The sequence below is a fragment of the Secundilactobacillus yichangensis genome (genome assembly GCF_016861565.1).
Taxonomy (GTDB): domain Bacteria; phylum Bacillota; class Bacilli; order Lactobacillales; family Lactobacillaceae; genus Secundilactobacillus; species Secundilactobacillus yichangensis.
The window spans coordinates 175,309-200,319 of record NZ_BOLK01000003.1 but is presented as its reverse complement, the minus strand read 5'-3'; the positions used below and the strand labels follow the sequence as shown (position 1 = coordinate 200,319).

The following is a 25,011-nucleotide window of genomic DNA, read 5'->3' as shown; positions in this document are numbered from 1 at the left end:
TCCTATAAAAAGCCCCATTCCGATGCAAATTGTCGGAATGGGGCTTTTTTAAACCTAAAAATCGGCATCTGACCGACTAGGAAAATAGCCAGAGGATAATCTTTCAAATGAAGAAAAGAATGATTAAGTAACTAGCGGTGATAAATGGTAAAAAGGGCAACCGGCGCAGTTTGAGGAATTGTGAAGTAACCAGTCCTGAAAGACTGCTTAATAGTAAAAGCCAGGCGAATGGAACAAAGCCAAGCAAAATCAATAAACAAAGAAAAACGTCCAGATCACCAGCACCGATCCACTTAAACTTTGGTTCAAAAAATTGCGTCATCAACCAGATAAACATCATGAAAATAAAAAAGGAGTGGTGCGGGCTGAAAAAACCGTATAACGTGACAGCGAGAAGCATTAATCCGTGGCCATAAATGGTTGGAAATGCCAAGTGGTGCACATCGTTGATCGCCATGAAGAATAGAAGACAGCCAACCAAAACGTATCCCGTACTGAGAAGTGTTGGCTGCCAGCTAAGTAATAAACCTCCAAAAAATAGTTCACAGAAAAGACTGGCTAATGGAATTGTCTGATTGCAATTACGGCAGCGACCACGTAATATTAAATAGGAAAAGATTGGTACTAAATCAAACCACGCAATAGTTGCCGAACAACTGTCGCAATATGATCGGGCGGGGGATAAAATGCTGCCGCCAGTTCGTAATCGAGAATAGCTAGCGAATAAAAATGAGCCCAAAACAGTGCCTATAATAAATTGAATCAGAATCATATGATCACCTCAAAATTAATTACGGATTTTACGGCGGAAATAATTTCGAGAAATAAGTCGAGTTTTTGCGGATGTTTAATACTTTGCGTTGACATTAAACGACGAAGCGTGGTATTCTTTTAAAGGTGCTTTTTGTAGACCGGTTTCTGCTTTGCAGACATGCTGACGGAAAACATGGCACGATAAAGGATCAACATCCGCTTTTATTTTTGCCCAAAAATGAATCACCTGGATGTGTGGACTTAAAATAACTAGACTAAGGAAGGAGGACTCTTAGATGCCTACAATCAACCAATTGGTTCGTAAAGGTCGTAAATCTAGAAGTTCTAAATCAGATGCCCCAGCTTTAAACTACGGGTATAACAGTTTCAAGAAGAAGCAAGTGAGCAACCCAGCACCACAAAAGCGTGGTGTTGCAACTCGTGTTGGTACGATGACTCCAAAGAAGCCTAACTCAGCTTTGCGGAAGTACGCCCGTGTTCGCCTGTCCAACTTAATCGAAGTAACAGCATACATTCCTGGTATCGGTCACAACCTTCAGGAACATAGTGTTGTTTTAATTCGTGGTGGCCGTGTTAAGGATTTACCTGGTGTTCGTTACCATGTTATCCGTGGTGCTTTGGATACTGCCGGTGTTGAAGATCGTCGTCAATCACGTTCTAAATACGGTACTAAGAAGCCTAAGGAATAAAAACTAAACACTAAGTTCCAACAAGGAGGATATTAAGTAATGCCAAGAAAAGGAAACGTCCAAAAACGTGAAGTCCTTCCTGACCCAATCTACAACTCAAAGATGGTTACCCGTTTGATCAACCACTTGATGTTAGATGGTAAGCGAGGCACTGCATCACAAATTCTTTATGGTGCATTTGATTTAATTAAGAAAGAAACTGGCAACGACCCCGTTGAAGTATTTGACGAAGCAATGAAGAACGTTATGCCGGTCTTGGAAGTTAAGGCTCGCCGTGTCGGTGGTTCTAACTACCAAGTTCCAATCGAAGTTCGTCCAGAACGTCGTTCAACATTAGGTCTTCGTTGGATCGTTAACTATTCACGTTCTCGTGGTGAACACACGATGACTGAACGGTTAGCTCGCGAAATCATGGATGCAGCCAACAACACTGGTGCATCTGTTAAGAAGCGTGAAGATACTCATAAGATGGCCGACGCCAACCGTGCATTTGCTCACTACCGTTGGTAATTTGCAAATCTGTTTGCTGTCAGCATCACTACGGTGGGCTACGCGCAAGCTAGCTAAATGTTGATAGTGAAAATTGTTGGGATGGCTATAATTATTTCTTAATTTAGCCATCCTTTTTATAAATGTACATTTGATTTAACTGAGAGGAGTTACAGATTTAACATGGCTAATACACGAGCTTTTCCACTAGAAAAGACCCGTAACATCGGGATCATGGCTCATATCGATGCTGGTAAGACTACTACCACTGAACGGATCCTGTACTATACTGGTAAAATCCATAAGATTGGTGAAACCCATGATGGTGCTTCACAAATGGACTGGATGGCCCAAGAACAAGAACGTGGTATCACGATCACTTCTGCAGCCACTACTGCTGAATGGAAGGGTCACCGAATCAACATCATCGATACCCCAGGACACGTGGACTTCACCGTTGAAGTTGAACGTTCACTTCGTGTGCTTGATGGTGCGATTGCGGTCTTGGATGCCCAAGCCGGTGTTGAACCCCAAACTGAAACTGTTTGGCGTCAAGCTTCCGACTATGATGTTCCCCGTATCGTGTTCGTTAACAAGATGGATAAGATCGGTGCTGACTTTGATTACTCAGTACAAACCATCAAGGACCGTCTTCAAGCTAACGCTTTAGCTGTTCAGATGCCAATCGGTGCTGAAGATAAGTTCGAAGGTGTTATCGACTTGCTTGATATGAAAGCCGACATCTACGACGAAGACGAACTTGGTTCAGAATGGGATACTGTTGATATTCCTGACGATTACAAGGAAGAAGCTGCTAAACGTCGTGAAAAGATGATTGAAGAAATCGCCGACGTTGATGACGACATTATGGAAAAATACCTTGATGGTGTTGATATTCCAGTTGCCGAATTAAAAGCTGCTATCCGTAAAGCAACCTTGAACCTTGAAATTTTCCCAGTTCTTGCAGGTTCAGCTTTCAAGAACAAGGGTGTTCAAATGTTAATGGATGCTACTGTTGACTACTTGCCTTCACCATTGGACGTTAAGCCTTACAACGCGACTAACCCCGATACTGGTGAAAAGGTTGAGCTGAAAGCTAACGATGACGCTAACTTTGCTGCTTTAGCATTTAAGATTGCTACTGACCCATTCGTTGGTCGTTTAACATATATCCGTGTATATTCAGGTACTCTGGAATCCGGTTCATATGTTCTGAACGCAACCAAGGGTAAACGTGAACGTGTTGGTCGTTTGCTGCAAATGCACTCAAATCACCGTCAAGAGATTCCAGAAGTCTTCTCTGGTGATATTGCAGCTGCCATTGGTTTAAAGAACACCACTACCGGTGATTCATTGACCGATGTTGATCACCCACTACACTTGGAATCAATGGAATTCCCTGACCCAGTTATTCAGGTTGCCGTTGAACCTAAGACTAAGGCTGACCAAGATAAGATGAACACTGCCTTACAAAAGCTTTCTGAAGAAGATCCTACATTCAAGGCTGAAACTAACCCCGAAACTGGTGAAACTTTGATTGCTGGTATGGGTGAACTTCACTTGGACATCATCATCGACCGTATGAAGCGTGAATTCAAGGTTGAAGCTACTGTTGGTGCACCTCAAGTTTCTTATCGTGAAGCCTTCACTAAGCAAACCTCTGCTCAAGGTAAGTTTGTTCGTCAATCTGGTGGTAAAGGTCAATATGGTGATGTTTGGGTTGAATTCACCCCTAATGAAGAGGGTAAAGGATTCGAATTCGAAGATGCCATTGTTGGTGGTGTTGTTCCTCGTGAATACATCCCATCAGTTGAACAAGGTATCAAGGAATCAATGGCAAACGGTGTCCTTGCCGGTTACCCATTGATCGACTTGAAAGCCAAGTTATACGATGGTAGTTACCATGAAGTCGATTCTAGTGAAGCCGCCTTTAAGGTTGCCGCTTCAATGGCTTTACGTAACGCTGCTAAGACGGCTGATCCAGTTATCTTGGAACCAATCATGAAGGTTGAAATTGTTGTCCCTGAAGAATACATGGGTGACATTATGGGCCAAGTTACTGCACGTCGTGGTCGTGTTGACGGTATGGAAGCACGTGGGAATGCACAATTGATTCATTCATTTGTCCCATTGGCTGAAATGTTCGGTTACGCTACTACCCTTCGTTCTGCATCACAAGGTCGTGGTACTTTCACGATGACCTTCGATCACTACGAAGCCGTACCAAAATCAATTCAAGCAGAAATTATCAAGAAGAACGGCGGGACTCCTGCCGAAGATTAATTTCTTCGAAAAGACGTTGCATGTTTGCAGCGTCTTTTTTCATACATATTATATAGAAGAAACGTTAAAAGAATGTTTTATGCAGATTTTAAAGAATTTGTTAAGGCGATAATTGTATCAATTCAAAAAACATCTCAATAATCCTTGTCAAACCGCTATTTATTTAGTATTATATATAGGTGCTGTATTTAGGGGGCAAGTGTGCCCTTGATTTAGCATAGCAAAGCGATGATGTGAAAGGTTGCGGCACACCCGGCCGCTTTGCCACGGGGTGTGACGGTAATTTTCACGGAGTTAGTCTTATTTTTAAAATAGACGTAAGGAGGGAATCCAATGGCAAAACAAAAAATTCGTATCCGTTTGAAGGCTTACGAGCACCGCATTCTGGACCAATCTGCAGAAAAGATTGTTGAAACTGCAAAGCGTACAGGTGCTGAAATTTCTGGTCCTATTCCATTACCAACAGACCGGACAGTTTACACGGTGCTTCGTTCACCACATAAGTTTAAGAAGTCGCGTGAACAGTTTGAAATGCGCACTCACAAACGGTTAATCGATATTGTTAACCCAACACCGAAGACGGTCGACTCATTAATGAAGTTAGACTTGCCATCAGGCGTGGATATCGAAATCAAACTATAATTCAGTTCCAGAACTAAAAATTACATTATATCGGAGGTGTACTCATGACCAGAAAAGGAATCTTAGGTAAAAAAGTAGGGATGACGCAAGTCTTCACTGATAATGGCGAATTGATCCCAGTCACTGTTGTTGAAACTACTCCTAACGTTGTATTACAAGTTAAGACAGTTGAAAACGATGGTTACGATGCAATTCAATTAGGCTACGAAGACAAGCGCGACGTATTGAGCAACAAGCCCGAAAAAGGTCATGTAGCAAAAGCAAACACGACTCCTAAGCGCTTCATTCATGAAATCAGAGATGTTGAGCTAGGAGATTACAAGGTAGCAGATGAAGTTAAGGCAGACATCTTTGATGCTGGTGAATACGTTGATGTCACCGGTACAACAAAGGGTCATGGTTACCAAGGTAACGTTCACAAGGATGGCCAATCACGTGGACCTGAAACCCACGGTTCTCGTTATCACCGTCGTCCAGGTTCTTTGGGTGCTATTATCAACCGTGTCTTCAAGGGTATGAAATTACCTGGCCGGATGGGTAACAACACTCGGACTATCCAGAACTTAAAGATTGTTCGTGCAGATGTTGAAAACAATGTATTGTTGATCAGCGGGAATGTTCCTGGTGCCAACAAATCATTCATCGAAATTAAGAGTGCCGTTCGCGCACCTAAGAAATAAGAGAGGAGGAAACGTAAATGACTAGTGTTACATTATTTAAGCAAGACGGTAGCCAAAATGGTGACGTTACTTTAAACGACGCTATCTTCGGCATCGAACCTAACGAAAATGTCGTGTTTGATACTGTTTTGATGCAACGTGCTTCACAACGCCAAGGAACTCATGCGGTTAAGAACCGTAGTGCAGTTCGTGGTGGTGGTAAGAAGCCATGGCGTCAAAAGGGTACAGGTCGTGCCCGTGCTGGTTCGACACGTTCTCCAATTTGGGTAGGCGGTGGTACCATCTTTGGTCCTACTCCTCGCTCATATGCCTATCACTTACCAAAGAAAGTAACTCGTCTGGCTTTGAAGTCAGTTCTTTCACAAAAGGTTATTGATGGTTCTTTAGTTGTTGTTGATGCATTTAACTTTGATCAACCTAAGACTAAGGAATTCGCAAAGGCATTATCTAGTTTAAACGTTTCAACAAAGACTTTAGTGGTTCTTGAGGAAGATAATAAGAATGCAGAAATGGCAGCCCGTAACTTGGCTAACGTCCAGGTTATTGACGCCAAAGGTATTAACGTATTGGATGTCATCAACAATGACAAACTTGTGTTAACCCAAGCTGCTCTTTCTCAAATCGAGGAGGTGCTCGCATAATGGAAGCTCGTGATATTATTTTGCGTCCTGTCATTACAGAAGCATCTACTGCTTTGTTTGATGACAAGCGTTATACATTCGACGTAGACGTACGTGCTACGAAGACCCAAGTTAAAAAAGCTGTTGAAGAAATCTTCGACGTTAAGGTTGTTAAAGTTAACATCATGAACGTCAAGGGTAAGTTAAAGCGTCAAGGTCGTTACGAAGGCTACACTAAGAAGCGTCGTAAGGCTGTTGTCACTTTATCAGCAGATTCAGAAGAAATTAAGTTATTCGGCGAAGAATAACAAATATTAATATAGGAGGGAATCAACGTGGCGATTAAAGTATACAAACCAACCAGTAATGGTCGGCGTAATATGACTAGCCTTGACTACAGTCAAGTTATCACGAAGTCAAAGCCTGAAAAGTCATTACTAGAATCAAAGAGTCACACTGCCGGCCGTAACAACTATGGTCACAAAACGGTTCGTCACCGTGGCGGCGGTAACAAGACTCAATACCGGATTATCGACTTTAAACGTACAAAAGACAATGTCTCAGCTACGGTTAAGGGTATCGAATATGATCCAAACCGTACCGCTAACATTGCATTGTTAGTTTACACTGACGGAACTAAATCATACATCATTGCACCTAAGGGCCTTAAGGTTGGCGATCAAGTTCAATCTGGTTCAGATGCCGATATCAAGGTTGGTAACGCATTACCATTAAAGGATATTCCAGTTGGTACTGCTATTCACAACATTGAATTGAAGCCTGGTAAGGGTGGTCAATTAGTTCGTGCAGCCGGTGCCGGTGCTCAATTACTTGGTAAAGAAGACAAGTACGTTATGGTCCGCCTTGCTTCTGGTGAAGTTCGGATGGTCTTAGGCGTTTGCCGTGCCACTATTGGTACTATCGGTAATGAAGAACATGAATTGATCAACGTTGGTAAAGCAGGACGTAACCGTTGGGTCGGCAAACGGCCACAATCTCGTGGTTCTGTTATGAACCCTAACGATCACCCTCATGGTGGTGGTGAAGGTAAAGCGCCAATCGGTCGTCCATCACCATTATCACCATGGGGCAAGAAGACTATTGGTAAGAAGACTCGTTCTACCAAAGCACGTTCAAACAAGCTTATCATTCGTCGTAAGAAGAAGTAATAAGCACGTTGCATAAGTAATCTCACTCGTAAGGAGGGTAATCTAATGGGTCGTAGTTTAAAAAAGGGACCATTTGCTGATGAACATCTTTTGAAGAAGATCGATGCACAAAAGGATCAAGACAAGAAGAGCGTTATCAAGACTTGGTCACGTCGTTCAACGATTTTCCCTAGCTTTATCGGCTACACTATCGCTGTTTATGACGGTCGTAAGAACGTTCCAGTTTACATTCAAGAAGACATGGTTGGTCACAAGTTAGGTGAATTCGTACCAACTCGTACTTTCCGTGGCCATGCTGGCGACGATAAGAAGACTGCTACTACTACTAAATAATAAGGAGGATTAGCTAATGGCTGAACAAGTTACATCAGCAAAGGCAACTGCGAAAACAGTTCGTATTGCCTCACGTAAGGTCCGCCTTGTCATTGATCTTATCAGAGGCAAAAGCGTGGCTGAAGCGATTGCTATCTTGAAGTTCACCCCTCGTGGTGCTTCACCAATCGTTGAAAAAGTATTAATGTCAGCAGTTGCAAATGCTGAAAATAATTTTGACTTAGACCGTGCTGATTTGGTTGTCAGCGAAGCCTTTGTCGACGAAGGGCCAACCCTTAAGCGGTTCCGTCCTCGTGCCAAAGGTTCTGCTTCACCAATCAACAAGCGTACAAGTCACATCACAATCGTTGTATCTGAAAAATAGGAGGGATAACGCGTGGGTCAAAAGATAAATCCAACCGGATTACGTGTCGGTATCATTCGCGACTGGGAAGCAAAGTGGTATGCTGAAAAAGACTTTGCTGCTTACCTTGGCGAAGACCTTAAAATCCGTAAATATATCGAAAAACGCCTTGCAGATGCCTCAGTGTCAACAGTAGAAATTGAACGTGCCGCTAACCGCGTGAACATTTCAATTCATACTGCTAAACCTGGTATGGTCATCGGTAAGGGTGGATCAGAAGTTGAAAATCTCCGTAAGGAATTAAACAACTTAACTGGCAAACGAGTACACATCAACATCATCGAAATCAAGAAACCTGATTTAGATGCTAAATTAGTTGGTGAAAACATTGCACGTCAACTTGAAGGCCGTGTTGCTTTCCGTCGTGCTATGCGTCAATCAATGCAACGTACTATGCGTTCTGGTGCTAAGGGTATTAAGACCCAAGTTGCCGGTCGTTTAAACGGTGCAGATATGTCTCGTGTTGAATCATACTCAGATGGAACTGTTCCTCTGCATACATTACGTGCAGACATCGATTACGCCTGGGTTGAAGCACACACGACCTATGGTTCATTGGGTGTTAAGACTTGGATCTACCGTGGCGAAATTTTGCCTGACAAGCCTAACGCTAATAAAAATAACGAGCAAGGAGGGAAATAAACATGCTAGTACCAAAGCGAGTAAAGCACCGTCGTGAACATCGTGGTAAGTTACGTGGCGCTGCCAAAGGCGGCAAGTCAGTTGCTTTCGGTGATTACGGTTTACAAGCACTCGATTCAAGCTGGATCTCTAACCGTCAGATTGAAGCAGCTCGTGTTGCCATGACACGTTACATGAAGCGTGGCGGTAAAGTTTGGATCAAGATTTTCCCTCACAAATCCTACACCGAAAAGGGTGTTGGTGTTCGTATGGGTAATGGTAAGGGTGCTCCTGCAGGATGGGTTGCACCGGTTAAACGTGAAAAGGTAATGTTCGAAGTCGGTGGCGTTTCTGAAGAAGTTGCACATGAAGCATTACGCTTAGCAGCTATGAAATTGCCAGTTCGTACGAAGATCATCCCTCGCGAGGAAGTAGGTGGCGAATCAAATGAAGGCTAAAGATATTAAAGAATTAACCACTGCTGAAATGCTCGAAAAAGAAAAGAGCTACAAAGACGAATTATTCAACCTTCGTTTCCAATTGGCTACTGGCCAACTTGAAAACACTGCTCGTTTGAAGCAGGTTCGTAAGGATATTGCACGGATTAAAACTGTGCTTCGTCAACAAGAGTTAAACAAGTAAAGAATACGATAAAGGAGGAATAATTAATGGCTGAAGAACGTAACGCTCGTAAGACATACCGTGGCCGTGTCGTTTCCGATAAGATGGAAAAGACGATCACAGTAGCCGTTGAAACTACCAAAATGCATCCAGTATATGGTAAGCGGATCAAGTACACTAAAAAGTACAAAGTTCGTGATGAAAACAGCGAAGCCAAGATGGGCGACCTTGTTGAAATCATGGAAACTCGTCCGTTATCTAAGACTGTTCGTTTCCGACTTCTTAAAGTTGTTGAAAAGGCAGTTATCATCTAGTTTCGACATTTATCGTATTCTGTTTTACTTAGAAGTGAAAGGAGGACACTAACGTGATCCAACAAGAATCTCGTTTAAAAGTCGCTGATAACTCTGGTGCCCGGGAAATTTTAACTATTAAAGTTCTGGGTGGTTCAAAGCGGCGTTATGCAAGTATTGGTGACGTTATCGTTGCAACTGTTAAACAAGCAACACCAGGTGGCGTTGTCAAAAAGGGTGACGTCGTCAAAGCAGTTGTCGTTCGTACTACTTCTCGTGTACGCCGTGCCGACGGCTCATACATCAAATTTGATGAAAATGCTGCGGTATTAATCCGTGATGACAAGAGTCCACAAGGTACTCGTATTTTCGGACCAGTTGCGCGTGAATTACGTGACAATGATTATATGAAGATTGTCTCTCTTGCACCAGAAGTGCTCTAATCGTTCGAAAATAAGGAGGTGCCAAACAGGATGTTCATTAAAACTGGTGATAAAGTTCGCGTGATCAGCGGTAAAGATAAGGGTAAAGAAGGAACTGTTACCAAGACCCTCAATGCTCAAAACCGTGTCATCGTCGAAGGTATCAACATGATCAAGAAGCATCAAAAAGCTTCTCAAAGCAATCCTCAAGGTGGCATCATTGATACTGAAGCGCCAATTCAAGTATCTAACGTGATGCTCCTTGACCCTTCTACCAACGAACCAACCCGTGTTGGTTTCCGCGTAGAAGACGGCAAGAAGGTTCGCTTCGCTAAAAAGAGCGGCGAAACCATCGACAAGTAATCAAGGAAGGAGGACAAATTAACTAATGGCTAATCGTTTACAAGAAAAGTACAATAAAGAAATCGTTCCATCAATGATTGAAAAGTTTAACTACTCATCAATCATGCAAGCACCTAAGTTGGACAAGATCGTTTTAAACATGGGTGTTGGTGATGCAACTACAAACGCTAAGAACTTAGATGAAGCAGTTGAAGAATTAGGCTTGATCGCAGGTCAAAAGCCTTTGATTACTAAAGCTAAGAAGTCAATCGCCGGTTTCCGTTTACGTGAAGGTAACGCTATCGGTGCCAAAGTTACATTACGTGGCGAACGGATGTATGATTTCCTAGATAAGTTAGTTAACGTTTCATTACCACGTGTTCGTGACTTCCATGGTATTAGTTCTCGCGCCTTTGATGGTCGTGGTAACTATACGCTCGGTGTTCGTGAACAATTGATTTTCCCGGAAATCGATTATGATAAAGTTAACCGTGTTCGTGGTCTTGACATTGTTATTGTTACGACTGCAAACACAGATGAAGAATCACGCGAGTTGTTAACGCAGCTTGGCATGCCATTCACTAAGTAAGGAGGGTATTATTGTGGCTAAAAAATCATTAATTGTTAAGAGTCAGCGTCCAGCTAAGTACTCGACACAAGCATATACACGTTGCGAACGTTGTGGTCGTCCACATTCAGTTTATCGCAAATTCCACTTATGCCGACTTTGCTTACGGGAACTTGCCCACAAGGGTCAAATTCCTGGCATGAAGAAAGCTAGCTGGTAAGATTTCATAACAAAGGAGGATAAACGTTAATGTCTATGACTGACCCAATTGCAGACTTCTTAACTCGGATCCGTAATGCCAACATGGTATATCACGAATCATTAGAAGTTCCTGCATCAAAAATGAAGCGCGACATTGCTGAAATTTTGAAGCGTGAAGGTTTCGTACGCGACGTCGAATATATCGATGATAACAAGCAAGGTATCATCCGTGTATTTCTGAAGTACGGCCGCGACAAGCAACGCGTTATTTCAGGTTTGAAGCGTATTTCAAAGCCAGGTTTACGTACTTACGTTAAATCTGATGCTGTTCCTAAGGTTCTTAATGGCTTAGGTATTGCAATCATCTCAACATCTGAAGGTGTTGTTACTGATAAAGAAGCACGTGCAAAGAAAATCGGTGGCGAAGTACTCGCCTACGTTTGGTAATATTTAAAAAAGCAGGGAGGTGTCTACTCAATGAGTCGTATTGGTTACAAGACAGTTACTATTCCAGATGGTGTTGACGTTAAACGCGAAGGTAATGATGTTACGGTAAAAGGCCCTAAGGGTTCCATTACTCGTACTTTCTCACCAATCATCACTATGAAAGTTACTGATGGCGAAGTTAACTTCGACCGTCCAGATAACAACAACAAGACCCGTGCCTTACACGGAACTACTCGTGCCAACTTCAGCAACATGGTTGATGGAGTTACTAAGGGTTTCGCTAAGACCTTGAAGCTTGTCGGTGTTGGTTACCGTGCCCAATTAAAGGGTAAGTTGATCTTAAGTGTTGGTTATTCCAACCCTGTTGAAATGGATGTTCCTTCAACCTTAAAAGTTGAAGTTCCTGACAACAACACCATTAACATCAGCGGTATTAGTAAGCAAGAGGTCGGTGACTTCGCAGCTGAAATCCGTGCCGTTCGTTCACCAGAACCTTACAAAGGTAAAGGTATTCGTTACGAAAATGAACACATTAGCCTTAAAGAAGGTAAAACTGGTAAATAATGCTGCATAAGCATTCTACAAATAATTTAAAGAGGTGACTATTTTGATTTCGAAACCAGATAAGAACAAGACACGTCAAAAGCGTCATATGCGTGTCCGGAACAAGATTTCTGGTACTGCAGAGCGCCCACGCTTAAATGTTTTCCGTTCAAACAAGAACATCTACGCTCAAGTAATTGATGACGTAGCGGGTGTGACGCTGGTCAGTGCCTCGACTTTAGATAGTGAAATAGCTGCAGGTAACAAGACTGAACAAGCCCAAGCAGTTGGTAAACTTGTTGCAGAACGTGCTGCTGCTAAGAAGATTTCCGAAGTTGTTTTCGATCGTGGCGGTTACTTATACCACGGACGTGTTGAAGCATTAGCTGAAGCAGCTCGTGAAAACGGCTTACATTTCTAAAAAGGAGGAATAACCACTAATGGCAAAGTTTATTGATCCTGAAAAGTTGGATCTTGAAGACAACGTTGTATCAATCAACCGAATCACTAAAGTTGTAAAAGGTGGACGTCGTCTGCGTTTCGCTGCTCTTGTTGTCGTCGGTGATCACAACGGTCACGTTGGCTTTGGTACTGGTAAAGCACAAGAAGTTCCAGAAGCCATTCGTAAGGCTGTTGAAGCAGCCCGCAAGAACTTAATCCAAGTCCCAATCGTTGGTACTACCATTCCGCATGAAGTACTCGGATCTTATGATGGTGGCCGGATCATGTTGAAGCCAGCCGCTGAAGGTTCTGGAGTTACTGCTGGTGGTGCTGTTCGTGCCGTCATGGAATTAGCTGGTGTCGCTGATGTTACAAGTAAGCGACTTGGCTCTGATACACCAATCAACGCCATCCGTGCTACGTTTGAAGGTTTGAAACAACTCAAGCGTGCTGAAGAGGTTGCTGACTTACGTGGTGTTTCAGTTCAACACTTAGCTGAATAGGAGGATCTCAACATGGCTGATTTAAAAGTTACTTTGATTCACAGTGCTGCCCACCGTCTTCCTAAACAACGTAAGATTGTTGAAGCCCTTGGCTTAAAGAAGGTAAATAGCTCTGTTGTTCGTCCGGACAACGCAGCTACTCGTGGTGCATTGTTCCAAATCGCACACTTGATCAAAGTAGAAGAAGTAAAGTAAATTTATAAATAAGGAGGTGCCTTCATTCATGAAGTTGAACGAATTACAACCATCTGAAGGATCACGTTTTACTCGTACTCGTAAAGGACGTGGCCGTTCTGCTGGTAACGGTAAGACATCAGGTCGTGGTCAAAAGGGTCAAAAGGCTCGTAGCAAGACTCGTCTTGGTTTCGAAGGTGGTCAAATGCCACTGTATCGTCGTATTCCAAAGCGTGGATTTACTAGCATGAACCGTAAGGAATATGCTTTAGTAAACTTATCTACACTTAACGACCGTTTCGAAGATGGTGCAGAAGTTACACCTGCAGCATTAGTTGAAGCCGGTGTTGTTAAGAACGCAAAAGACGGTATCAAAGTATTAGGTAACGGAGAAATCTCAAAGAAGCTTACGGTTAAAGCACACAAGTTCTCTGCAAGTGCTAGCGCCGCAATCGAAGCTGCAGGCGGTAAAACTGAGGTGATTTAATGCTGTCGACCATGAAAAACGCGTTTAAGGTTAAAGACATTCGGAATAAGATTCTCTTTACACTGATGGTTTTGGTTGTCTTCCGTCTTGGTTCGTACATTACGGTGCCAGGTGTTAATGCGAAGGCATTACAAAGCGTTGCGTCTTCTGGATTGGTTAGCATTTTAAACATGTTCAGTGGTGGTGGTTTAACCAATTATTCCATCTTTGCGATGGGGGTTTCACCATACATTACCGCACAAATTGTGATCCAACTTCTACAAATGGACATTGTGCCTCGTTATGTAGAATGGAGTAAGCAAGGGGAAGTTGGTCGACGTAAGTTGAACCAACACACGCGTTATTTAACGATTATCCTAGCGTTTGTGCAATCAATTGGAATTACTGCCGGATTTAACACCTTAAGTAGTTTAAATTTGGTGCAAAACCCAGGCGTTAAAACGTATGCGATGATCGGTTTGATTTTGACTGGTGGGACCATGTTAACCACTTGGATGGGTGATATGATCACCGATCACGGTTTAGGTAACGGGGTTTCAATGATTATCTTCGCGGGTATCGTTGCTCGGTTCCCAACCGGGGTTTATCAGTTGTATCAAACTTACCTTCAAAACTTATCTGCCTCTGATTGGTGGATCGGCGCGTTAATTGTTTTGGCTGTTGTGGTTGCTGTTCTAGTCATTGTTACTTTCGTAACGTGGGTACAACAAGCTGATCGTAAGATACCGATTCAATATACCCGTCGTGTTTCCGGTGATCCAGATAGCAGTTACTTACCATTAAAGGTGAACGTCGCTGGTGTTATTCCCGTTATCTTCGCTAGTTCATTTATCGCAACGCCGCAAACTGTTTTGATGGCATTTGCGAACAATCACTCCGAAGATACTTGGTATCAAGTATTAACCAATGTCTTTAACATGCAGACGACGAGCGGAACAATCTTATATACCATTTTGATTATTCTGTTCACGTTCTTCTATGCATTCGTTCAGGTTAACCCTGAAAAGTTATCTGAGAACTTACAGAAACAAGGAAGTTATATTCCTGGTGTCTGGCCTGGTCATGAAACTCAAGTTTACGTATCTAACTTACTGATGCGTTTGAGTACGGTTGGGTCTCTGTTCTTAGGGTTGGTTGCTTTGATTCCACTAGTTGCTCAAAACGTTTGGAATCTGAATGAATCGATTGGACTTGGCGGTACTAGTCTACTTATCGTAGTTGGTGTTGCTATCCAAACGATCCAACAGGTCGAAGGGCTCATGATGAAACGAACTTACGTTGGTTTCATTCAGGATCCCCGTCCAGCTGAATGAGACGAGTAATGGTGTGATGACCTGGTTCAGCACACCTTCTTGTCATTAACTAGAACTGCTAGGAGGAAACAAACATGTCAATGAATTTAATTTTAATGGGTCTGCCTGGTGCGGGTAAGGGAACTCAAGCCCAGAAGATCGTCGAAGACTTCGACATTCAGCATATCTCAACCGGTGACATTTTCCGTGAAGCCATGAAAAATGAAACTGAGATGGGACTTGCTGCTAAGAAGTTCATCGATAAAGGCGAATTGGTTCCGGATGAAGTCACCAACGGAATCGTTAAGGAGCGTTTAGCTCAAGACGATGTCGCAAATGGCTACATGCTAGATGGTTATCCAAGAACAATTGACCAAGCTGAAGCACTTGATCAGTTTGGAACTGAACTTGGACGTAATGTGGATGCTGTTATCAACATTCACGTTGAGCCTAATGTTTTGATTGAACGACTATCTGGCCGTTACATTTGCCGGACATGCGGCGCAACTTATCATAAGGTTTACAACCCAACGAAAGTTCCGGGCACTTGTGATGTGTGTGGCGGTCATGACTTCTATCAACGAGAAGATGATAAGCCTGAAACTGTAAAGAATCGTTTGGACGTCAACATGAAGATGAACACACCGCTGGTAGATTTCTACCAGAAGAAGGGTTTACTTCATACTGTTGATGGCGATCGTGATATCGATGTTGTTTACAAAGATATCAAAGCGATTCTTAGTCAACTTGCCTAAATGCCCTCAGTATAGAAGTTCTTGCTTCAAAAGTTATGGTGTGGTAAACTAACTCAGGTTAGCCTCAATTTAATATTGGGCAAGTCCGGGCACTATTTATTCATAGTCATAAAACACTCAAGGGGGTACGTTCGTGGCAAAAGACGTCATCGAAGTTGAAGGTAAAGTCACTGAAACACTGCCAAATGCAATGTTTCGGGTTGAACTTGAAAACGGTCATGAAATTTTAGCGCACGTTTCTGGTAAGATCCGGATGCATTATATCCGAATTCTTCCTGGGGACCGTGTTACTGTTGAAATGTCGCCGTATGATTTGACCAAGGGCCGAATCACTTACCGGTTTAAGTAAGCGGCTTTTTGGTTTGCATTAGGACAATAGGAGGTTTTGATTCTCATGAAAGTACGTCCATCTGTTAAGAAAATGTGCGATCATTGTAAGATTATCAAGCGTAAGGGTCGAGTAATGGTTATTTGCTCAGCAAACCCTAAGCACAAACAACGTCAAGGTAAATAATTCATAATAATATAGGAGGTGCAACTTAATGGCTCGTATTGCTGGAGTTGACTTGCCACGTGACAAGCGAATCGTCATTGGCTTAACTTACATTTTCGGAATCGGTAACACTACTGCACAAAAGATCATTGAAGAGACCGGTGTATCACCAGACGTTCGCGTTCGTGATCTGGCCCCTGAAGATGAAGATAAGATCCGTGCAGCTGTAGATAACTACCAAGTTGAAGGTGACTTACGTCGTGAAGTTAGCTTGAACATCAAGCGTCTTCAAGAAATCGGTTCATACCGTGGTATGCGTCACCGTCGTGGTTTGCCAGTTCGTGGCCAACACACGAAGAACAATGCCCGCACTCGTAAAGGTAAAAAAGCCTCGATTGCTGGTAGAAAGAAATAATATTTAAAAGGAGGTTATGACATTTTATGGCAACTAGAAAAACTTCGCGCAAACGCCGCGTAAAGAAAAATATCGAGTCTGGTGTTGCTCACATTCACTCAACATTTAACAACACTCTGGTCATGATTACTGACATGCAAGGTAACGCAATTGCTTGGTCTTCTGCTGGATCATTAGGTTTTAAGGGTAGTCGTAAGTCAACACCATTTGCTGCACAAATGGCTGCTGAAGCTGCTGCTAAAAACTCAATGGAACACGGTATGAAGACTGTTGAAGTTGCTGTTAAGGGCCCAGGTTCTGGTCGTGAAGCTGCTATCCGTGCTTTACAATCAACTGGACTCGAAGTAACTGCCATTCGGGACGTTACTCCAGTTCCTCATAATGGTTCTCGTCCTCCGAAGCGCCGTCGAGTATAGTGTATCCTGTTTTAGTGGGCACACGACTACTATATGATGGGACTTATTTATATGGCTCAACGCGTTTTGAAAGGGGTAAAAGATAAGAATGATCGAATTCGAAAAGCCTAACATTCACAAAATTGAAGAAAGCGACGATTACGGCAAATTTGTCGTTGAACCTCTCGAACGTGGTTACGGAACTACGTTAGGGAATTCTTTGAGACGAATTCTGCTTTCATCGCTGCCTGGTGCTGCTGTCACAAGTATTCAGATTGATGGTGTCTTACACGAATTTTCTACTATTGAAGGTGTCGTGGAAGATGTTACTCAGATTATTTTGAATACTAAGAAGATTTCGCTTAAGCTTGAAGGACCCGACGATGAAATCGAATCAATGGAAATTGACGTTAAGGGACCTGCTCAAGTTACAGCTGGTGACATTACTGCTGACAGTGATGTCACAGTTCTCAATCCTGATCTTTATATTGCGACTGTCGCAGAAGGGGCAACCTTCCATATGCGAATGACTGCAAATAAAGGTCGCGGCTACGTTTCAGCTGACCGAAACAAGGCTAAGGAAGATATGCCAATTGGCGTTTTGCCTATTGACTCTATTTATACCCCAATCGAACGTGTTAACTATCAGGTTGAAAACACGCGGGTTGGTCAGAGAACTGATTATGATAAGTTAACGATGGACGTTTGGACCGATAGTTCAATCACCCCTAGCGAATCTATCAGTTTAGCTGCTAAGATTTTAACGGAACACTTGGCTATGTTTGTTGATTTAACTGACGAAGCTAAGAACGCTGAAATCATGGTTGAAAAGGAAGAGACCCACAAAGAAAAGATGCTTGAGATGACGATTGAAGAACTTGATTTATCAGTTCGTTCATACAACTGTCTCAAACGTGCGGGAATCAACACTGTTCAAGAGCTGACCAACAAGACTGAAGCCGACATGATGAAAGTTCGTAACTTGGGCCGGAAGTCATTGGAAGAAGTCAAAGCAAAGCTCAACGACCTTGGGTTATCACTTCGTAAAGAAGACTAGTATAAATATAAAAAAGGAGGGTATCCAGTAATGAGTTACCGTAAATTGCAACGAACAAGTTCACAACGTCGCGCGTTACTTCGGGATCTTACCACTGAATTATTAATTCATGGCCAAATCAAGACCACTGAAGCCCGTGCTAAAGAAGTACGTTCTACTACTGACAAGATGATCAGCTTAGGTAAGCGTGGCGACTTGCACGCCCGTCGTCAAGCTGCCGGCTTCCTTCGTGATGTAGTTGCTGATGTTAAAGAAGATGGCGATAACATCCAAATCTCTACTGCATTGCAAAAACTATTCAGCGAAGTTGCTCCTAAGTATGCTGACCGTAATGGTGGTTATACTCGTATCTTGAAGACCATGCCTCGTCGTGGCGATGGCGCACAAATGGTTATTCTACAACTTGTTGACTAATTAAGTAGTATTAAAGCAGTAATCGTGATCAGCTCTATTGCTGATCGCAATAGAATCACACCGAGTTTATGGTATAAAGCGCTATGATGATGATGAATTCGAGTCTAGCTTGAATGCGGTTTGTCCGTGCACCATTTATTCGGTAGTGATTTTTTTGTGTCTTCGATTCCATCGATAGACAAAATAAGCATCTCCCAATACGGGAGATGCTTATTTTAGTTGAGCTTATTTCTGTTTGTAAATTGACTTTGGCGTGCCGTAACGGGATTTACCCCAGGTTCGTTGTAACCACGGTACGAACCAGATGTCTAAACCAAATGTACGGCCGGAACCGTTGAGTAAGGCAAAGGCGACAAATAATATCCAGCTGGCCGGCCAAGTATGAACAAGGAACAAGAACCCGAGGATAACCAAGAAGTTGGCGCACCAGGTGGCGAGGCCAAAGAAGATCAGTGCACCGAGAATCAGTTCAATGGTGCCCATGGCTGGTGACAAACTGGTCATCCAGCCAGCGGTTCCGCCCATGTTGCTCAAACCGTCTAAGAAGAGCCCTAAACCGAAGAATAAGCGTAATGGCAACGTCCACAGCACGTTGGTATTGGTTGCTGTATTACTGCCCAGAACTGTCCGTTTATTTTCCGTCTTGAAGATTTCATCCATCAGGTATTTCCACATGGCGTAACCAGAGCGGATTCGCCAGAAGTACAATAAGTTACCACCATGCTTCATGGCAGTTGCAAACCAGCCGCGGATTCGTTTACCACCGAAGACTTGCGCAATCCCATAACGGTAGCCAAATGAAACCATGAAGCCCATATTCTTGTCCTTGAAGGCTTGATAGCTCTGTCCGCCATTAATGTCCTCAGCCACGTTGTGAGCCACGACATAGGCTTCAAATTCGGCTTCTTGCGCGGTTTGAGGAACGGCGCGTTCAGCACCCTCCTCGGTAGCGTTAGCATCGTCACCGGCAACGTAAATACTCTTATCTTCAAAGCCTTGTGCCTGCAGATACTTGTTGGTGATCAAGCGGCCGCCACGACCGGATTCGATTCCAAATTCATCGGCAGTGTGGTTTGTTTTAACACCCGCAGTCCAAATCAAGGTTTGCGTTGAGATGGGATCTTGATCCTTGATTTCAACTGAATCGGGGTTAACCTGTGTGATGGCAGATGAAACCCGAATGTCGATGCCATTATCCTTGAGGTACTTTTCAGCGTGGCTGGCGTTGGTCCGGTCCAGCATATTAATGATAGTTGGAGCAGCTTCAACTAAGATCACCTTAATCTCGTTAACATCAAGACGGTAACGCTTGGCCAGTACCTTCTTATAGTCAATCAATTCACCGATGGTTTCAGCACCAGTAAAACCGGAACCGCAGACGACGATGGTCAGCAAGGCTTGACGCTTTGCCGGATCGTGTTCGCCGGAACCGCGCCGAACCACATCATCCAAGTGGGTACGAAGGGCAATAGCGTCTTCCATGGACCAGAGGGTATAACCATTTTCTTTAACCCCCGGTGTCCCGAAGTCGTTGGGTTCGCCCCCCATACTGATGACTAAGCTGTCAAACGGATATTCACCGTTTTCAGCAATGACTTTCTTATTTTCCTTGTCCACTTGGGTCACGTTATCAGTAACCAGCTTGACGTTTTTAGCATGATTGAATAAGTGCTGTAAATCGTATTGAACTGCGTCAGGCTGAACCCGTTCCGTTGCCACTTCGTGGAGTTCGGTCAGGTAGGTAAAATAAGAATGACGGTCGATCAAAGTGATCGTCACATCTGAATTGGATTTAAATCGCTTAGCAAGCTTTTTTGTTGTGAGAACCCCAGCAAAGCCCGCACCAACGACAACAATATTTTTTGTCATTGATATACCTCCTTAAAATAGATAGTGAAAGCGTTCTCCTACTTATTTAATTATAGGCTAGATAGGTGAGCATGCCAAATGATAACCCACGGGGAATCAAAAAAAACTTTGTGAAAGTATCAATGTAGGGGCAAGATTTGTTATAATGACGAGTGAATTTCAAAAGACGGAGAAGACACAAAATGGCCATTATTCAGGTTGAAAATTTAAACTATCAATACAGTAATAGTGACACCAAAGCTATCGATGACGTGAGTTTTGAAATCCAAGCGGGTGACTGGGTCGCCATTGTTGGCCATAACGGCAGCGGTAAGAGTACGCTGGCGAAGCTTTTGATCGGATTGATGGCTGCCGATTCTGGTAAGATAACTATCGATGGTCAAGTGCTGACACCGGACACTGTCTGGCAGATCAGAGAAAAAGTGGGGATGGTGTTTCAAAACCCAGATAACCAGTTCGTTGGCGCAACCGTGGCTGACGACGTGGCGTTCGGGATGGAAAACCGTTCCGTTGACCGGGACACGATGGTGACAAAGGTGGATTACGCCTTAAAACAGGTCGGTATGCTGGATTATAAGGATCGCGAACCTGCTAATCTGTCCGGTGGGCAAAAGCAGCGGGTCGCGCTGGCGGGAATTATCGCAATTGCACCGAAAATTTTAATTCTTGATGAAGCTACCAGTATGCTGGATCCCCGTGGCCGGCAGGAAATTCTATCGGTCATTCAGCAATTAAAGGAGGACTTGAATCTAACGGTCCTCTCCATTACGCATGATATTGACGAAGCAGCCAACGCCGACCGCCTCGTGGTGATCGACGACGGTCACTTTGTGGAGGAAGCCACGCCTGAGGAGCTATTTACTCACGGCAAGGAGCTAGTTGACATGGGGCTGGATGTTCCGCTTCCCGAAAAGCTCAAGGATGCCTTGCGGGAACGGCATATCGAAGTTCCGCATTCCTATTTAGATGAAGGGGGCTTAGCCAATTGGCTACGGACATCACGTTTGAACAAGTAAATTATTCGTATCAAGCCGGGACCCCCTTCGCCGTGCAAGCCCTAAAGGATATTAACCTGAAGATCACGCCGGGGTCGTTTACGGCGGTGATCGGGCAAACCGGTAGCGGTAAATCCACCTTGATCCAGCATCTCAACGCTTTGCTGAAGCCTTCCTCCGGGACAGTGACTATCGGCCAGCGGGTAATTACCACTGAAACTAAAAATAAGCATCTCAAACCGTTACGAAAAAAAGTCGGCATGGTGTTTCAATTCCCGGAAAACCAATTGTTTGAAGAGACAGTCCTCAAGGACATTGCTTTTGGACCGCAGAACTTTGGGGTTTCGGAAACGGATGCTGAAGTGCTCGCCAAACGGATGGCTGGCGAAGTGGGACTGGATGGGTCTTTGCTGGAACGGTCACCGTTTGACCTTTCTGGTGGTCAAATGCGACGAGTGGCAATTGCCGGTGTTTTAGCGTTGGAACCGGAAGTACTGGTTCTCGATGAGCCAACGGCGGGGTTGGATCCCCGCGGCCGGCTAGAGATTATGACGCTGGTCACCCGGCTGCGTGAAGAACAGGGGCTGACAATCGTTCTGATTACTCACCAAATGGATGATGTAGCAAACTACGCGGACCACGTGATCGTCATGGGACACGGTGCGTTGCTCAAGCAGGGTTCGCCGCGGGTAATTTTCAGTGATCCCAAGTGGCTGCAGGAACATCAGCTTGGTTTGCCGTCAGCCACGAAGTTTGCCTATGAGCTGCAGCAGGGCGGTTTTAAGTTTGATCATATGCCGCTGACAGTGACTGACCTGGCTGATCAGATTGCACCGCAGCTGTCGAAGGGGGCGCATCCCCATGAATAAAGTGATGTTTGGCCGTTTTATCCCCGGACATTCCTGGGTTCACCGGATGGATCCCCGGGCAAAATTAGTATTGAGTTTTCTATACATTGCGGTAGTTTTCTTTGCCAATGATGTGTGGACGTACGCGATTATGACGCTGTTACTGCTATTATCGGTAGCGGCTTCCAAGATCCCGTTAAGAGTTTACATTCGTGGGTTGCTGCCACTATTTTGGCTAATGATCTTTACTGTGTTGATCCAAGTCTTCTTTGGGGCTGGCGGTCACGTTTATTGGCAGTGGGGCTGGCTAGTTGTGAGTCAAAATGGTTTGAACAGCGCGGGACTAATTTTGATGCGGTTCGTTTTGATCATTTTGGTTTCAACTATTCTGACCTTTACCACCGAACCGCTGGAAATTGCTGACGGTATTGAATCTTTACTGAACCCGCTGCGAAAGCTGCACTTTCCCGTGGCGACGCTGGCTTTGATGCTGTCGTTAGCACTGCGTTTTGTGCCAACTTTAATGGACGAAGCCGAGAAAATCATGAATGCTCAGCGTTCCCGTGGTGTGGACTTCGGTGAAGGCGGTTTGCGGCAACGGATTCGGACCATTGTGCCGATTTTAATTCCGTTGTTTGTGAACGCCTTTAACCGGGCGGTTGATATTTCCACGGCCATGGAGGCCAGGGGCTATCAGGACGGCGAAAATCGAACCAAGTACCGGCAGTTGAAGTGGCATCGTGTAGATACCGCTTCACTGGTGATCTACGTGGTCAGCTTAAGTGCCGTAATCGTATTACGCTATTTTATTTGAGAGGAACAGTTCTTTTGAGATATAAAATTACATTAGCCTATGACGGCACCAACTTTGCCGGTTTTCAGCGGCAGCCCAACAAGCGGACGATTGAAAGCGAGCTAACTCGAGTGGTCAACAAAATGGCTAAGAACCCAACCCCAGCTATCGTAGTTTACGGCTCCGGTCGAACGGATGCCGGTGTTCACGCCTTAGGCCAGGTAGTCCACTTTGACATGCCGTATCATTTAACGGCTGAAAACATGCGTAGGGGCTTGAATTCTATGCTGCCTGTCGATATGGAGGTCCTGCATGTAGACATCGTTAGCGACGATTTTCACGCCCGCTACGACGTTTCTGGCAAGCGGTACGTGTATCGAATGGATCTGGGGGAGTTTCGGAATCCCTTTAAACGCAACTATACCGGTCACTGGAAGTTTCCGGTGGATGTGGATCGCATTAATCAGGCCGCTAAGGACTTGATCGGTGAACACGATTTTACCAGTTTCGTCGCTTCCGGGTCATCAGCCCGGACGTATTTTCGAACTATTTACGAAGCCGGATGCCGCTTGGATAAAGCCAATAACGAGCTGGTATTTGAGTTCTACGGCAACGGCTTTCTCTATAACCAAGTCCGTATCATGGTGGGCGTGCTGGTAGAGATCGGGTCTGGCACGCGGCCGGTGGATGATATTCAAAATCTGTACCGCATTAATGATCGGCGGGCAGCGCGGCGGACGGTACCCGCCAGTGGGCTGTATCTGAAACACGTCTACTATGAAGGCGATGATCCAGAACACCCCACAAAGCTGCCAAAGCACCAACGTTAGAGACTGGCGGTGGCTAACCATCAGTTTCGTGGCATTGAGTGAAAACAAATCTAGAAAAGCCTTGACTTAGGGGGCAGAAATTTGTACTATGTTAAGTGGTATTGTTTGCCCCACGATAAGCCCCGGAAACTTGTTAACGGATGTCAAACAAACACTGAAATTGGAGGAAATTAATCGTGCGTACAACATATATGGCTAAACCAGGTGACGTGGATCGCAAGTGGTACGTGGTTGATGCAACTGATGTTCCTTTGGGACGTCTTGCTTCAGCTGTCGCAAACATCTTACGTGGAAAGAATAAGCCAACGTTCACCCCAAATGTAGATACTGGTGATCACGTTATCGTGATCAATGCTTCGAAGGTTGCTTTAACGGGTAAGAAGGCTACACGGAAGATCTATTACCACCATACGAACCATCCAGGCGGTTTAAAGCAACGCACTGCTGGTGATTTTCGTGCAAATGACCCAGAAAAGCTGATTGAAACTTCTGTACAGGGTATGCTTCCTCATACTTCATTAGGTCACAAGATCGGCTTGAAGCTTCACGTTTACGCTGGCGACCAACATGACAATGCTGCTCAAAAGCCTGAAGTTTTAGACATCACCAACCTAATTTAAGGAGGAAATCAAATTGGCTCAAGTACAATATCGCGGCACTGGCCGTCGTAAAGATTCAGTCGCTCGTGTACGTTTAGTACCAGGTACTGGTAAGATCGTTATGAACGATAAAGCAATCGAAGATTACATTCCATTCGCTAACTTACGTGAAGTGGTTGTTCAACCATTCAACGTTACTGAAACTCTAGGCAACTACGATGTTTTAGCAAACGTTAATGGCGGTGGCTTCTCAGGTCAAGCTGGCGCTGTTCGTCACGGTATCGCCCGTGCATTGCTCGAAGTAGACCCAGATTTTCGTGGTCCCCTCAAGCGTGCCGGTCTGTTAACTCGTGATGCACGTATGAAAGAACGTAAGAAGCCAGGTCTCAAGAAGGCCCGTAAGGCTGCTCAATTCTCAAAGCGTTAATATACTTGTTATATTGCGTTCGAAACACCTTTTCCATGTGGAGGAAAAGGTGTTTTTTGTACCGATTTTTCTGGTGGATTAGTA

40 protein-coding genes are annotated in these 25,011 nt (G+C 44.2%); 38 read left to right on the top strand and 2 right to left on the bottom strand.

All coding sequences use genetic code 11. The features are described from left to right. Positions 1 to 103: 103 nt before the first annotated feature. On the bottom strand, positions 104 to 772 hold the full coding sequence (locus JUE95_RS04190) for a prepilin peptidase (protein WP_203649407.1): 669 nt from the start codon (positions 770 to 772) through the stop codon (positions 104 to 106). Positions 773 to 1,049: 277 nt separating this feature from the next. On the opposite strand from JUE95_RS04190, the gene rpsL reads away from it, so the two are divergent. The 32 genes from rpsL to rplQ all read left to right on the top strand — a co-directional run bounded on the left by rpsL (position 1,050) and on the right by rplQ (position 18,566). Further along, complete coding sequence (gene rpsL, locus JUE95_RS04185; protein ID WP_203649405.1) at positions 1,050 to 1,463, top strand: 30S ribosomal protein S12; 414 nt, start codon at positions 1,050 to 1,052, stop codon at positions 1,461 to 1,463. A 39-nt stretch (positions 1,464 to 1,502) separates the two neighbouring features. After that, a complete protein-coding gene (gene rpsG, locus JUE95_RS04180) occupies positions 1,503 to 1,973 on the top strand; it encodes a 30S ribosomal protein S7 (protein ID WP_089088839.1) in 471 nt (156 codons plus the stop codon). A gap of 162 nt (positions 1,974 to 2,135) precedes the next feature. Beyond that, positions 2,136 to 4,235: an elongation factor G gene (gene fusA, locus JUE95_RS04175; protein WP_203649403.1), complete on the top strand. Its 2,100-nt coding sequence runs from the start codon at positions 2,136 to 2,138 to the stop codon at positions 4,233 to 4,235. Positions 4,236 to 4,568: 333 nt separating this feature from the next. After that, on the top strand, positions 4,569 to 4,877 hold the full coding sequence (rpsJ, locus tag JUE95_RS04170; protein ID WP_089088837.1) for a 30S ribosomal protein S10: 309 nt from the start codon (positions 4,569 to 4,571) through the stop codon (positions 4,875 to 4,877). A gap of 44 nt (positions 4,878 to 4,921) precedes the next feature. Next, positions 4,922 to 5,557, top strand: coding sequence for a 50S ribosomal protein L3 (gene rplC / locus JUE95_RS04165; RefSeq protein ID WP_203649401.1), 636 nt, complete (start codon positions 4,922 to 4,924; stop codon positions 5,555 to 5,557). Between the two features lie 17 nt (positions 5,558 to 5,574). Then, positions 5,575 to 6,198 (top strand): 50S ribosomal protein L4, encoded by a 624-nt coding sequence (gene rplD / locus JUE95_RS04160; protein WP_203649400.1) that lies wholly within the window; start codon positions 5,575 to 5,577, stop codon positions 6,196 to 6,198. Then, the gene (gene rplW, locus JUE95_RS04155; protein WP_098823982.1) at positions 6,198 to 6,485 is read left to right on the top strand and encodes a 50S ribosomal protein L23; all 288 of its coding nucleotides are present in this window, start codon (positions 6,198 to 6,200) and stop codon (positions 6,483 to 6,485) included. Before rplD ends, rplW begins: the two co-directional genes overlap by 1 nt. A 27-nt stretch (positions 6,486 to 6,512) precedes the next feature. Then, positions 6,513 to 7,346, top strand: a complete 834-nt coding sequence (rplB, locus tag JUE95_RS04150; RefSeq protein ID WP_203649399.1) for a 50S ribosomal protein L2 — start codon at positions 6,513 to 6,515, stop codon at positions 7,344 to 7,346. Positions 7,347 to 7,391: 45 nt separating this feature from the next. Beyond that, positions 7,392 to 7,679, top strand: a complete 288-nt coding sequence (rpsS, locus tag JUE95_RS04145) for a 30S ribosomal protein S19 (protein ID WP_203649398.1) — start codon at positions 7,392 to 7,394, stop codon at positions 7,677 to 7,679. A gap of 16 nt (positions 7,680 to 7,695) precedes the next feature. Further along, positions 7,696 to 8,043, top strand: coding sequence for a 50S ribosomal protein L22 (rplV, locus tag JUE95_RS04140; protein ID WP_203649397.1), 348 nt, complete (start codon positions 7,696 to 7,698; stop codon positions 8,041 to 8,043). A gap of 12 nt (positions 8,044 to 8,055) precedes the next feature. Then, on the top strand, positions 8,056 to 8,724 hold the full coding sequence (gene rpsC / locus JUE95_RS04135; protein WP_203649396.1) for a 30S ribosomal protein S3: 669 nt from the start codon (positions 8,056 to 8,058) through the stop codon (positions 8,722 to 8,724). A gap of 2 nt (positions 8,725 to 8,726) precedes the next feature. After that, positions 8,727 to 9,161, top strand: a complete 435-nt coding sequence (gene rplP / locus JUE95_RS04130; protein WP_089088830.1) for a 50S ribosomal protein L16 — start codon at positions 8,727 to 8,729, stop codon at positions 9,159 to 9,161. Further along, positions 9,151 to 9,345 carry a 50S ribosomal protein L29 gene (gene rpmC, locus JUE95_RS04125; protein ID WP_054653941.1) on the top strand — a complete coding sequence of 65 codons (195 nt, stop codon included), beginning with the start codon at positions 9,151 to 9,153 and terminating at the stop codon, positions 9,343 to 9,345. The genes rplP and rpmC overlap by 11 nt, the downstream gene beginning before the upstream one ends. Positions 9,346 to 9,371: 26 nt before the next feature. Continuing rightward, positions 9,372 to 9,638 (top strand): 30S ribosomal protein S17, encoded by a 267-nt coding sequence (gene rpsQ, locus JUE95_RS04120; protein WP_203649395.1) that lies wholly within the window; start codon positions 9,372 to 9,374, stop codon positions 9,636 to 9,638. Between the two features lie 53 nt (positions 9,639 to 9,691). Beyond that, positions 9,692 to 10,060: a 50S ribosomal protein L14 gene (rplN, locus tag JUE95_RS04115; protein ID WP_054653945.1), complete on the top strand. Its 369-nt coding sequence runs from the start codon at positions 9,692 to 9,694 to the stop codon at positions 10,058 to 10,060. 30 nt (positions 10,061 to 10,090) lie between these two features. Then, on the top strand, positions 10,091 to 10,402 hold the full coding sequence (rplX, locus tag JUE95_RS04110) for a 50S ribosomal protein L24 (protein WP_203649394.1): 312 nt from the start codon (positions 10,091 to 10,093) through the stop codon (positions 10,400 to 10,402). Positions 10,403 to 10,427: 25 nt separating this feature from the next. Next, positions 10,428 to 10,970, top strand: a complete 543-nt coding sequence (gene rplE, locus JUE95_RS04105) for a 50S ribosomal protein L5 (protein WP_203649392.1) — start codon at positions 10,428 to 10,430, stop codon at positions 10,968 to 10,970. 13 nt (positions 10,971 to 10,983) lie between these two features. Further along, entirely contained in the window at positions 10,984 to 11,169 is a 186-nt protein-coding gene (locus JUE95_RS04100) for a type Z 30S ribosomal protein S14 (protein ID WP_089109056.1), read from the top strand. 29 nt (positions 11,170 to 11,198) lie between these two features. After that, positions 11,199 to 11,597 (top strand): 30S ribosomal protein S8, encoded by a 399-nt coding sequence (rpsH, locus tag JUE95_RS04095; protein ID WP_089109055.1) that lies wholly within the window; start codon positions 11,199 to 11,201, stop codon positions 11,595 to 11,597. Positions 11,598 to 11,627: 30 nt separating this feature from the next. Then, positions 11,628 to 12,161: a 50S ribosomal protein L6 gene (gene rplF / locus JUE95_RS04090; protein ID WP_203649390.1), complete on the top strand. Its 534-nt coding sequence runs from the start codon at positions 11,628 to 11,630 to the stop codon at positions 12,159 to 12,161. Positions 12,162 to 12,195: 34 nt separating this feature from the next. Continuing rightward, a complete protein-coding gene (gene rplR / locus JUE95_RS04085; protein ID WP_305792632.1) occupies positions 12,196 to 12,561 on the top strand; it encodes a 50S ribosomal protein L18 in 366 nt (121 codons plus the stop codon). A 19-nt stretch (positions 12,562 to 12,580) separates the two neighbouring features. Then, complete coding sequence (gene rpsE / locus JUE95_RS04080) at positions 12,581 to 13,084, top strand: 30S ribosomal protein S5 (protein ID WP_203649388.1); 504 nt, start codon at positions 12,581 to 12,583, stop codon at positions 13,082 to 13,084. Between the two features lie 12 nt (positions 13,085 to 13,096). Next, positions 13,097 to 13,279, top strand: a complete 183-nt coding sequence (gene rpmD, locus JUE95_RS04075; protein ID WP_155431190.1) for a 50S ribosomal protein L30 — start codon at positions 13,097 to 13,099, stop codon at positions 13,277 to 13,279. A gap of 28 nt (positions 13,280 to 13,307) precedes the next feature. Further along, complete coding sequence (rplO, locus tag JUE95_RS04070; RefSeq protein WP_203649386.1) at positions 13,308 to 13,745, top strand: 50S ribosomal protein L15; 438 nt, start codon at positions 13,308 to 13,310, stop codon at positions 13,743 to 13,745. Continuing rightward, the gene (gene secY, locus JUE95_RS04065; RefSeq protein WP_203649384.1) at positions 13,745 to 15,058 is read left to right on the top strand and encodes a preprotein translocase subunit SecY; all 1,314 of its coding nucleotides are present in this window, start codon (positions 13,745 to 13,747) and stop codon (positions 15,056 to 15,058) included. Before rplO ends, secY begins: the two co-directional genes overlap by 1 nt. Before the next feature lie 74 nt (positions 15,059 to 15,132). Continuing rightward, complete coding sequence (locus tag JUE95_RS04060; protein WP_203649382.1) at positions 15,133 to 15,792, top strand: adenylate kinase; 660 nt, start codon at positions 15,133 to 15,135, stop codon at positions 15,790 to 15,792. Positions 15,793 to 15,925: 133 nt separating this feature from the next. Then, positions 15,926 to 16,141 carry a translation initiation factor IF-1 gene (gene infA / locus JUE95_RS04055; protein ID WP_010619611.1) on the top strand — a complete coding sequence of 72 codons (216 nt, stop codon included), beginning with the start codon at positions 15,926 to 15,928 and terminating at the stop codon, positions 16,139 to 16,141. 45 nt (positions 16,142 to 16,186) lie between these two features. After that, the gene (rpmJ, locus tag JUE95_RS04050) at positions 16,187 to 16,306 is read left to right on the top strand and encodes a 50S ribosomal protein L36 (protein WP_089088817.1); all 120 of its coding nucleotides are present in this window, start codon (positions 16,187 to 16,189) and stop codon (positions 16,304 to 16,306) included. Between the two features lie 28 nt (positions 16,307 to 16,334). Further along, a complete protein-coding gene (rpsM, locus tag JUE95_RS04045; RefSeq protein WP_203649380.1) occupies positions 16,335 to 16,700 on the top strand; it encodes a 30S ribosomal protein S13 in 366 nt (121 codons plus the stop codon). Between the two features lie 26 nt (positions 16,701 to 16,726). Continuing rightward, entirely contained in the window at positions 16,727 to 17,116 is a 390-nt protein-coding gene (rpsK, locus tag JUE95_RS04040) for a 30S ribosomal protein S11 (RefSeq protein WP_054653968.1), read from the top strand. Between the two features lie 88 nt (positions 17,117 to 17,204). Then, positions 17,205 to 18,152: a DNA-directed RNA polymerase subunit alpha gene (locus tag JUE95_RS04035; protein WP_203649379.1), complete on the top strand. Its 948-nt coding sequence runs from the start codon at positions 17,205 to 17,207 to the stop codon at positions 18,150 to 18,152. Between the two features lie 30 nt (positions 18,153 to 18,182). Beyond that, positions 18,183 to 18,566 (top strand): 50S ribosomal protein L17, encoded by a 384-nt coding sequence (gene rplQ / locus JUE95_RS04030; protein WP_203649377.1) that lies wholly within the window; start codon positions 18,183 to 18,185, stop codon positions 18,564 to 18,566. Positions 18,567 to 18,791: 225 nt separating this feature from the next. On the opposite strand, the gene JUE95_RS04025 is transcribed toward rplQ, so the two are convergent. Next, positions 18,792 to 20,435: an FAD-dependent oxidoreductase gene (locus JUE95_RS04025; RefSeq protein ID WP_203649375.1), complete on the bottom strand. Its 1,644-nt coding sequence runs from the start codon at positions 20,433 to 20,435 to the stop codon at positions 18,792 to 18,794. Between the two features lie 182 nt (positions 20,436 to 20,617). Between JUE95_RS04025 and JUE95_RS04020 the strand changes: the two genes are divergently transcribed. The 6 genes from JUE95_RS04020 to rpsI all read left to right on the top strand — a co-directional run bounded on the left by JUE95_RS04020 (position 20,618) and on the right by rpsI (position 24,927). Then, a complete protein-coding gene (locus JUE95_RS04020; protein ID WP_203649373.1) occupies positions 20,618 to 21,451 on the top strand; it encodes an energy-coupling factor ABC transporter ATP-binding protein in 834 nt (277 codons plus the stop codon). After that, a complete protein-coding gene (locus JUE95_RS04015) occupies positions 21,421 to 22,299 on the top strand; it encodes an energy-coupling factor ABC transporter ATP-binding protein (RefSeq protein ID WP_203649371.1) in 879 nt (292 codons plus the stop codon). The genes JUE95_RS04020 and JUE95_RS04015 overlap by 31 nt, the downstream gene beginning before the upstream one ends. Beyond that, on the top strand, positions 22,292 to 23,092 hold the full coding sequence (gene cbiQ / locus JUE95_RS04010; protein ID WP_203649369.1) for a cobalt ECF transporter T component CbiQ: 801 nt from the start codon (positions 22,292 to 22,294) through the stop codon (positions 23,090 to 23,092). The genes JUE95_RS04015 and cbiQ overlap by 8 nt, the downstream gene beginning before the upstream one ends. A 14-nt stretch (positions 23,093 to 23,106) precedes the next feature. Then, positions 23,107 to 23,901 (top strand): tRNA pseudouridine(38-40) synthase TruA, encoded by a 795-nt coding sequence (gene truA, locus JUE95_RS04005; protein WP_203649368.1) that lies wholly within the window; start codon positions 23,107 to 23,109, stop codon positions 23,899 to 23,901. A 176-nt stretch (positions 23,902 to 24,077) separates the two neighbouring features. After that, positions 24,078 to 24,521, top strand: a complete 444-nt coding sequence (rplM, locus tag JUE95_RS04000) for a 50S ribosomal protein L13 (RefSeq protein WP_089088809.1) — start codon at positions 24,078 to 24,080, stop codon at positions 24,519 to 24,521. Positions 24,522 to 24,534: 13 nt separating this feature from the next. After that, complete coding sequence (gene rpsI / locus JUE95_RS03995) at positions 24,535 to 24,927, top strand: 30S ribosomal protein S9 (protein WP_203649366.1); 393 nt, start codon at positions 24,535 to 24,537, stop codon at positions 24,925 to 24,927. The last annotated feature ends 84 nt before the right edge of the window (positions 24,928 to 25,011 follow it).

Coding starts and splice junctions, on each gene's coding strand:
- JUE95_RS04190 (WP_203649407.1), bottom strand. CDS start 772: ATGATTCTGATTCAATTTATTATAGGCACTGTTTTGGGCTCATTTTTA.
- rpsL (WP_203649405.1), top strand. CDS start 1,050: ATGCCTACAATCAACCAATTGGTTCGTAAAGGTCGTAAATCTAGAAGT.
- rpsG (WP_089088839.1), top strand. CDS start 1,503: ATGCCAAGAAAAGGAAACGTCCAAAAACGTGAAGTCCTTCCTGACCCA.
- fusA (WP_203649403.1), top strand. CDS start 2,136: ATGGCTAATACACGAGCTTTTCCACTAGAAAAGACCCGTAACATCGGG.
- rpsJ (WP_089088837.1), top strand. CDS start 4,569: ATGGCAAAACAAAAAATTCGTATCCGTTTGAAGGCTTACGAGCACCGC.
- rplC (WP_203649401.1), top strand. CDS start 4,922: ATGACCAGAAAAGGAATCTTAGGTAAAAAAGTAGGGATGACGCAAGTC.
- rplD (WP_203649400.1), top strand. CDS start 5,575: ATGACTAGTGTTACATTATTTAAGCAAGACGGTAGCCAAAATGGTGAC.
- rplW (WP_098823982.1), top strand. CDS start 6,198: ATGGAAGCTCGTGATATTATTTTGCGTCCTGTCATTACAGAAGCATCT.
- rpsS (WP_203649398.1), top strand. CDS start 7,392: ATGGGTCGTAGTTTAAAAAAGGGACCATTTGCTGATGAACATCTTTTG.
- rplV (WP_203649397.1), top strand. CDS start 7,696: ATGGCTGAACAAGTTACATCAGCAAAGGCAACTGCGAAAACAGTTCGT.
- rplP (WP_089088830.1), top strand. CDS start 8,727: ATGCTAGTACCAAAGCGAGTAAAGCACCGTCGTGAACATCGTGGTAAG.
- rpmC (WP_054653941.1), top strand. CDS start 9,151: ATGAAGGCTAAAGATATTAAAGAATTAACCACTGCTGAAATGCTCGAA.
- rpsQ (WP_203649395.1), top strand. CDS start 9,372: ATGGCTGAAGAACGTAACGCTCGTAAGACATACCGTGGCCGTGTCGTT.
- rplX (WP_203649394.1), top strand. CDS start 10,091: ATGTTCATTAAAACTGGTGATAAAGTTCGCGTGATCAGCGGTAAAGAT.
- rplE (WP_203649392.1), top strand. CDS start 10,428: ATGGCTAATCGTTTACAAGAAAAGTACAATAAAGAAATCGTTCCATCA.
- rpsH (WP_089109055.1), top strand. CDS start 11,199: ATGTCTATGACTGACCCAATTGCAGACTTCTTAACTCGGATCCGTAAT.
- rplF (WP_203649390.1), top strand. CDS start 11,628: ATGAGTCGTATTGGTTACAAGACAGTTACTATTCCAGATGGTGTTGAC.
- rpsE (WP_203649388.1), top strand. CDS start 12,581: ATGGCAAAGTTTATTGATCCTGAAAAGTTGGATCTTGAAGACAACGTT.
- rpmD (WP_155431190.1), top strand. CDS start 13,097: ATGGCTGATTTAAAAGTTACTTTGATTCACAGTGCTGCCCACCGTCTT.
- rplO (WP_203649386.1), top strand. CDS start 13,308: ATGAAGTTGAACGAATTACAACCATCTGAAGGATCACGTTTTACTCGT.
- secY (WP_203649384.1), top strand. CDS start 13,745: ATGCTGTCGACCATGAAAAACGCGTTTAAGGTTAAAGACATTCGGAAT.
- JUE95_RS04060 (WP_203649382.1), top strand. CDS start 15,133: ATGTCAATGAATTTAATTTTAATGGGTCTGCCTGGTGCGGGTAAGGGA.
- rpmJ (WP_089088817.1), top strand. CDS start 16,187: ATGAAAGTACGTCCATCTGTTAAGAAAATGTGCGATCATTGTAAGATT.
- rpsM (WP_203649380.1), top strand. CDS start 16,335: ATGGCTCGTATTGCTGGAGTTGACTTGCCACGTGACAAGCGAATCGTC.
- rpsK (WP_054653968.1), top strand. CDS start 16,727: ATGGCAACTAGAAAAACTTCGCGCAAACGCCGCGTAAAGAAAAATATC.
- JUE95_RS04035 (WP_203649379.1), top strand. CDS start 17,205: ATGATCGAATTCGAAAAGCCTAACATTCACAAAATTGAAGAAAGCGAC.
- rplQ (WP_203649377.1), top strand. CDS start 18,183: ATGAGTTACCGTAAATTGCAACGAACAAGTTCACAACGTCGCGCGTTA.
- JUE95_RS04025 (WP_203649375.1), bottom strand. CDS start 20,435: ATGACAAAAAATATTGTTGTCGTTGGTGCGGGCTTTGCTGGGGTTCTC.
- JUE95_RS04020 (WP_203649373.1), top strand. CDS start 20,618: ATGGCCATTATTCAGGTTGAAAATTTAAACTATCAATACAGTAATAGT.
- cbiQ (WP_203649369.1), top strand. CDS start 22,292: ATGAATAAAGTGATGTTTGGCCGTTTTATCCCCGGACATTCCTGGGTT.